The 7,449-nt window shown below is 33.2% G+C and carries 8 protein-coding genes; 4 read left to right on the top strand and 4 right to left on the bottom strand.

The window, feature by feature from the left end; all coding sequences use genetic code 11:
• Nucleotides 1-79 precede the first annotated feature (79 nt).
• Nucleotides 80-649, bottom strand: a complete 570-nt coding sequence (locus E4100_RS09080) for a hypothetical protein (protein ID WP_135271734.1) — start codon at nucleotides 647-649, stop codon at nucleotides 80-82.
• 362 nt (nucleotides 650-1,011) lie between these two features.
• Here E4100_RS09080 and E4100_RS09085 point away from each other — a divergent pair, with 362 nt between their 5' ends.
• The 4 genes from E4100_RS09085 to E4100_RS09100 all read left to right on the top strand — a co-directional run bounded on the left by E4100_RS09085 (nucleotide 1,012) and on the right by E4100_RS09100 (nucleotide 4,030).
• Entirely contained in the window at nucleotides 1,012-1,674 is a 663-nt protein-coding gene (locus E4100_RS09085; RefSeq protein ID WP_135271735.1) for a hypothetical protein, read from the top strand.
• A gap of 1,088 nt (nucleotides 1,675-2,762) precedes the next feature.
• Complete coding sequence (locus tag E4100_RS09090) at nucleotides 2,763-2,990, top strand: helix-turn-helix domain-containing protein (RefSeq protein WP_135271736.1); 228 nt, start codon at nucleotides 2,763-2,765, stop codon at nucleotides 2,988-2,990.
• 14 nt (nucleotides 2,991-3,004) lie between these two features.
• Nucleotides 3,005-3,730, top strand: coding sequence for a hypothetical protein (locus E4100_RS09095; RefSeq protein ID WP_135271737.1), 726 nt, complete (start codon nucleotides 3,005-3,007; stop codon nucleotides 3,728-3,730).
• A 30-nt stretch (nucleotides 3,731-3,760) separates the two neighbouring features.
• Complete coding sequence (locus E4100_RS09100; RefSeq protein WP_135271738.1) at nucleotides 3,761-4,030, top strand: hypothetical protein; 270 nt, start codon at nucleotides 3,761-3,763, stop codon at nucleotides 4,028-4,030.
• 915 nt (nucleotides 4,031-4,945) lie between these two features.
• Here E4100_RS09100 and E4100_RS09105 read toward each other — a convergent pair.
• Genes E4100_RS09105 through E4100_RS09115 form a run of 3 tightly spaced genes read right to left on the bottom strand, consistent with a single transcriptional unit; the run spans nucleotide 4,946 to nucleotide 6,954 of the window.
• Nucleotides 4,946-5,734: a TRM11 family SAM-dependent methyltransferase gene (locus E4100_RS09105; protein ID WP_135271739.1), complete on the bottom strand. Its 789-nt coding sequence runs from the start codon at nucleotides 5,732-5,734 to the stop codon at nucleotides 4,946-4,948.
• A 3-nt stretch (nucleotides 5,735-5,737) separates the two neighbouring features.
• A complete protein-coding gene (locus E4100_RS09110; RefSeq protein WP_135271740.1) occupies nucleotides 5,738-6,739 on the bottom strand; it encodes a DNA adenine methylase in 1,002 nt (333 codons plus the stop codon).
• Nucleotides 6,736-6,954: a sucrose-6-phosphate hydrolase gene (locus E4100_RS09115; protein ID WP_135271741.1), complete on the bottom strand. Its 219-nt coding sequence runs from the start codon at nucleotides 6,952-6,954 to the stop codon at nucleotides 6,736-6,738. Before E4100_RS09115 ends, E4100_RS09110 begins: the two co-directional genes overlap by 4 nt.
• Nucleotides 6,955-7,449: the final 495 nt, after the last annotated feature.

Genomic DNA, 7,449 nt, shown 5'->3' on the forward strand with positions numbered 1-7,449 from the left:
CAAAATCTATTGAATTTTTAATTTTAGCTGTGGATAACTCTATATATTTTTAATTTTGTATTCTGCAACTATCTAAGAATTAAAAGAACATTTCCTCAAGTCGGAGTTCCTTTTGTAATAAAAAATAATGTTTTCTATTTCTAATACGACTATCATAAATCATTTCTTCAATTTTTTGTGAATAAGAAATCTCCTTCTTAATAAGATCTATAAAAGCTAATTTTTCTTCTTCTGATAAAATAAAATCTCTAAAACTAATCATAAAATCAAAGTTAGTACCATGCCTAAACAATCTACCGGGTAAGGGGAAGTGTTGTCTATTTCCTAGCATAATCCCGTATCTGATATATGGAGTCACATTTTTATGGGTCTGTGCTTTATAACTATATGTAATAGCATCGTGAGTAGTAACGCTGGTAATCTTAGATTCAATGATGACTCGTGGTTTTATAGATTTATCTTTTTCAAAGATAAGCAAATCAGTTTCAAAAGCCATCGTGTGTTCTTTATCTTTTACAAAGTCTAAATCATAAGATAATATTTCCTGTGCATAAGGAACCTTATTTAATGTGTCAAAATAAATACTATCTCCAAGGTTTGCTTCTTGGAGCAATTCTTTTATACTATTTGTCCATTGGTTTTCTATCATTTGATTTCCTCCAATCATAATTAAAAACTTAGTTAAGTATAATTATATAGTATTAATAGAATACTTTAAATTAGAATAATTGTAATCTACTAAATGTGCTAAATGAAAGTTAAAGTAAAACGCTTTTTAAGGCTCCTTCAACAACTTCAATACAGTTTTTTTAAATATTTTTCTCGGATATACGTTTAATCATTCTTGCATCTCCAAAATCTTTTAGCACTTAGGTTAAATAAAGAGCTATTTTTATCATTACAAAATGAAACAATTACAAATATGAAATAATTGACAAATATAATCACTCCATTATATAATTAGTGTCCAAAGATAATTTCTTTGAGATGAGATCTACGAGGAGTGATGTTATGAGAGTTTTGATGGAGTCGCTTTTTGATATAATTTATTTAGTTTTTGTTATCTCTATGGGGTTTTATTTGATCATTAAAAACAATAAAAAAACAAATTCGAGATTGTTTGGAATTATGGCAGTTATTTTGGGGTTTGGAGATGCTTTTCATCTTGTACCGAGAATATTAGCTCTAAATACAGCAAATGGATTTGAAGTTTATAAAAACTCATTAGGTATTGGAAAAGCAGTAACATCTGTTACTATGACAGTATTTTACATTATACTCTACTATATATTTAAAAACAGGTATAATATAAAAAACAAAGTACTAGATTTTGCCATTTGGATATTAGCTTTAGCTAGAGTGGTTTTGACAGCAATGCCTCAAAATCAATGGACAAGCGAAATACAGCCTTTAGATTGGGGAATATATAGAAACATACCATTTGTGATAATGGGAATTATCATGGTAGTCATAGCATATAACTGTGCAAAGAATTATAAAGACAAGAGTTTCAAAAATATGTATCTAGCAATAACTTTGTCTTTTGTTTTTTATATACCAGTCGTACTCTGGGGTGATATTTATCCTCTAATTGGTATGCTAATGATTCCAAAAACCTTGATGTATGTATGGATAGTCACAATGGGTTATAAAGACTACAAAGCTAATAGATGATTTTAATCGTAAAAAATCTATGTTAAGTGATAAAAGAATTGTAGATGGTTTCATAGAAAAGATAGGGAAAAATAAACAACCTTTTTATGGCTGAATTTAGAGATTTACCAAAACAAGCAAATTTAAGACTACCTTCTTCAAATGGGACAACGAAAACAGACAATGTAAGATTAGAAGTGCTCCTTCATGGTAGTTTCTTCTTGGCCGGATGGACAATTAAAGTATCCATTTAGATTACATGTAACACTTGCTATTCTGCCCGGAAAGAGTGATATATGTACCTATCCAAAGCAAAGTAGGTACATGACATGGTACGAAAATGCAACTGAACGGCACAAAGAGAAAGTTCCTCGTAGGCGCAATTAAAGAGCTGATAGGCGAGAAATTGGTCTACTGCAATATGCCTCCATGAAACTATGACATCGGAGAAATTGTTATGTTGAAAGACTGCAGCATTGAGTTCCTGTATGGCTCAGACATAATTAGCAACTTTTTGAGACAGGATTTACCGCAGAGTCAGAGCAGACGGACTGACTATCGAGATTTCCAACACACTCGCAGAAAAGGAACTGGTCGATTTGGATCTGCTCGTTGAAATCGTAGAAAGCAAATCCTTGCTTATCCTTAAAGCTATCGGAGCAGAGAGCATTGAGATTGTGGTCAGAGAGGATAAAATCGCATTCCCGTGGTTTACGCTCGCGGAGGCAGCGAGGCCGTTGAGACTGCCGCATATACCGCCTTTACCATAATCCTTGCGAACATGTTAAAACAGCAGAAACGCATTACAGCTACAGAGAAAGATGTAGAGAACAGGAAGTATGCTTTTAGATGTTTCCTGCTCCGGCTCAGTTTTATCTGTGATCATCGCTTACGAGAGAGGAGAATATGAGCTGGTCTGCTACTATTGAAGATGATATAAAAGATTACTTGCGATTTATTATAACTGGAGAATAATTAAAAAATAAAAAATTAACTTAAGGAGCTTACTATTTCGGTAGTGGGCTTTTTTGTTGTCTTTGAAATTGTGTGACTTATAATCCGTTGTTTTATAGACCGTGACTTATATAATTGAAAATGGAGGTGATTATTTGATTACAGTAGATTTTGGCAAACGCCTCAAGGAGCTTCGAAGAGAAGCAGGAATAAGTCAAGAAAAATTTGCTCTTAAGATTGGTATGGATAGAACATACTACGCTTCTGTTGAAGCTGGAAGGCGAAATATTGGACTTGAAAATATAAAAAAAATCGCTGACGGATTTGAAATTTCTCTTAGTGAATTATTCAAGGGCGTTGGCGTATGTAACGAAAAAAAATAATGGAGGATTCATAAATGGCATCGTATCTTAATAACGAAGAAATCGGAATATCTGCTGAAGTAGCAATAGCGGAGGCATTTAGTGTTCCTATCTCACATTATTATTTAGCGAGAGCTGACCAAAATACTACTAAACTAATATCTTCAATGAATCTTAGGAAATTGTTTTCAATTGAATCCATTCCCAATCCTGTAAAACATATTGCCGAAGGACAGAACCCAGTAGATTTTTTACTTGTTGGAGATAAAACTCTTTCAGTGAAAACAAATCAAAAGGATATTGGTAGAGCAGCACCACAAAAGGTTGGTCAGCCCACTCACTTTACTTATTACGAATATTTTAAGGATATCATCGGTGTTGATGAACAAACATATTTTGAGGATCCGAATCGATATTTTAAGGAGACCTCTATATATAAAATATCCCTTGTAATCAATAGATATTGGCAAAATATGTTTGATTGTGATTATTTAATCTTTTTTTACAATATAATTCCAGCACTTGAAGGGTATGGGAGTATTGGATATAGGGTTTTTGGCCGAAATGCTGTTCCCCCTCGTTGGCGTCCAGAATTGTTCTCGTTTACTAAGTCAAGCCCTGCTACTTGGAATGAAAGCAATACTCTAAAGTATAATGGTATTACATTGGGAAATTTTCAAGTTCATAGAAATAGGGATTGCTTTAAATTCAGATTTAACATGGATGGAATAATCAAATTAATAGAAAATGGGGATATATAAATTCAAACTATATTTTCTGGAGAGTCCATTATGATAACGCAAGTATTCTTTATAAATGACAGAACCTTTAAATATTTCTTGGAAGATATGTTTTCTGGGACTTGTGCAGCACTTGATGTCTTGTTTTTAAGGGAGGTAATTACTCTAATCCATGGAGAAAGAATGGCGGGATTACAGCTAAGTAGAACTTACGGCTATTGGATGATTGCTGATATTTCAAGAATAAAATCTTTTGACAAAATATTATTTTGTCTAACACAAAGGAACGAACATGAAGGATTGTTTTTTTGGAACGTTTAAAGAAATCGGTGTACCTTTTTATGATAAGAAATTAAATAATTATTTATCATCAGAACTTGGTGTATGCTTAAATTTCAGAATACGAATAGAACCGAAAACCATTTTCTCTGTAAGTGTTTCAGAACATGATGTGTTAGATAGTCTCAATAATATAAGTCATCCAAGCCAAATGTGTTGGAGCATGATTTACCGCAAATTTAAAAAGGAACATGGACATACCATTCCCACATAATATGAATCAAAACGACTCTCCAATATAATTAAAGATAATAATGAACACATCTATTTGAATGGCTCTGATTTCAGATATTACTAGACGAATCATTGTATAATTCAAAGCAAACGACATAACCTTTATGCTAGCAGCAAGCCATTAATAAGCTTTATGAATCACTTGTTTTATAAAGCAAGAAGAAATCGTGCAAAAGAGGCATATCTGCAAGGATATATAATGCAAAATATTGACAATGAACATTTAAAAAGTTTATTGACGATAAAGATGAGTCACCTTTATCGATCGTTAACTAAGTGTCTTGCAGAGCCGGAATGCAGAGTATTGATGTCATGACTATGCAGAAGGCTGAGAATACGGTGAGGATAAATATTATAGAATTAAAATGAATTGAGACATATGATTATATAATTGATTGGCAACTTCCTCGGTATATTACTTGGGTTTCAGAATATATTGCGACTCTTTATAGTGATATTAAAGTAGTAATCGTTTCGGTCATATTAGCTAAGACGTTTGAAAATGAAGAGCATCGAAATAACTATGTATCAAAATGCACTGCATTTAACTATGAAGAGAAAGCTAATTAACAGATATCGTCAATCAGATTGATTACTTATTCAGTAACCGCCGACGGGATACGATTTACTTGTGAATCCTAATAAAATACACAAACAAAGATTTCATTTTGTTTTCTTGAATACGAAAATATATTCATGTTTAAAAATATAGAAATCGCTTGCAAGGGCTCTGTAACGCCAGATCCCTTGCTTATTTGCTTTCCCCTTTGTATCACCAAAGTTTTTCACCAGAATTGCTTTCAGCAAGAATCCTTTCTCCAAAAATAAATTCATGCAGTAGAAGCCAAGAGGAATTACTTGGCTGTTTGCATATTTATCACCTACCACCACCGCGCAATACCTGTTTTTTTCAAGATGCTTTGTAGTATTATCTATTAGTTCGCCGAAAGAGTTTAAAAAATCATCTAAAGTAGCAGTGTTAGACAGATCTTTAGGATTATCAGAAAATTTTATAATATCCCAATATGGCGGATGCATAATAACAAACTGGACATTTTTTATACCCAGTGATTCATAGAGAGCATCGAAATTGAGTTTTGCACTATCTCCCACACACACTTTAGCCGAGCAATCTGGATTGTTTTCTTTTCTTATGCGAGATAATGCTTCTTTGGCAACATCTTTTTGAATCTCTATTCCAATGGAATTTCTTCTCATTCTTTGAGCTTCGATCAATGTTGTCCCACTTCCCATAAAAGGATCAAGAACCCAGTCGCCTTTTTTTGTATATCGCGAAAGCAGTTGGAAAGGAATTTGTGGAACAAAATTCCCATGGTAATATCCGGAATGTGCGCCAGAATTGTCTCTCTTATCAATGATCCATAGGGAGTCCGTCTCAATGTCTATATATTCTTTCCAATTATTCATATCTATGTCGTTATATCTTACCATTTTCTACCTCTTAATCAAGCAATGTAAATATTCCAACGTTGAATCTGCGGAAATATTCCGATTTTCTTCTTTGTCAGCCTTAAAACGTCTATGCTCCTTTGTATAAAAGCTGTATTCTCCATATTTGCTCATAATTTTTTTTATTACATCTAAAGGCATAAGTCCTTCGTTGTTATAGCTTAAGAAAATATATTTGAAATTGGCATGTTTAATTAAATCATCGAATGTTTCCACAACTGTTCGTTTTGAGCAGAATTTACTTTTTTGATCGTCACTTTTGCGAAGACCTGTGATTCCAGAAAGTTCAGGATTGTCATACCGAGCAATTGTTTCAAGCACATGATAGTTAGAACAATATTGGCGTGTATTATATGGTGGGTCTAAATAAAGGACATCGCCTGATATTTCACGACACAATTCATTTATATCTCTGTTATATACACTCCCCTTCGGGCCATCAATTAGTGGCAAAGGCTCTAAAATCAGCTCTTTTTGAGCCGATTTTTTAATATGTTTTAGAAATGCGCCATAAACAGATGCTGTATTAGCATATCTATCTATAGAATTAATTAAGCTTGCTAAATAAAAAATATACTCAGATTCGGAAATCTGTTTACTATCGAACAGCTTTTGAATATGCATTCGAATTGCATCGCATTTTCTACCATTGCTGTTAGTAAAATAGTTTCTACCGCTGCCGGAGCCTTCGCAATAATTGTTGTAAACAAAACCATCTATACCTTCTAATGCGTTTAATTCATCGATCAATGATGTGTCAATAGGTGGGCAATTTTCTATATAGTGCTTTGTCAGAATATAACTATAGTATTGGATGTCGTTTGCAATAACTTTCCATCCATTCTGTTTATATGTCGCTCCCACAATTCCTGTACCCGCAAATAAATCTCCAAATATCATTCCATTGCCATTTTTATATCCGGTAACCTGCGAAATGGTATCCTGTAAAAAATCAATAAGTGAGTACTTTGATCCAATATAATTCATTGCGTGTCTCCTTCGCCATTTGTCTTTTTTTCGGGACTAATACCGCTTTTTTTAGCTTTTTTCAGGACAAGACAGTCGTTAACCTTGTCGTAATAAATTTCTAAACGAGTCTTTCCTTTTTCTGCTTGCAGATTTTCGAGTATGCTTTTGGGCATGCGAATTCGCATATCCTGCTGGATAATATATGTATCTAAATAAACAAGATCATCTTCCAAGAGCGTTCCTCCAAACCTTTTAGACTAATTTTAGTACAATTTCAGTCTAAAGTCAACCTAATTTGATTGTAGGATTGTAGCATATAAATTTAGTTAATTGTAAAAGTAAATTAGACCCCTTTTTCAAAAACAGTCTAATTTAGTCTTACAAACTTAGGGGTCTAATTTAACCTTACAAACTTTTGATAAACATAATTTGTTTTGTGAAGCCAGAGGGTACTATCTTCTCAAGAAGAGCCGCCGCAGGGAAATATTGATATAAGGTTCTTGAAAATGATAAAATTTTCTATCCGATGCAAGTAAGTAAATGCCTTTGTTTTGCTTGCCTTCGGGTATTTTTTTTATGCTCATTTTAGGTTCTTATATCAATATCGGCGGAGTTTGTAGTATCATTGTCTTATGCCTGGATGATAAGCTTTAAGACCAGCTATTAAAAGTCAAGAGATAAATTAATTTATTTTGCCTTTGCGATTATAGAATTTCTGTCAGAACCCG

The organism is Soehngenia longivitae, assembly GCF_004684055.1.
Classification (GTDB): Bacteria; Bacillota; Clostridia; order Tissierellales; family Tissierellaceae; genus Soehngenia; species Soehngenia longivitae.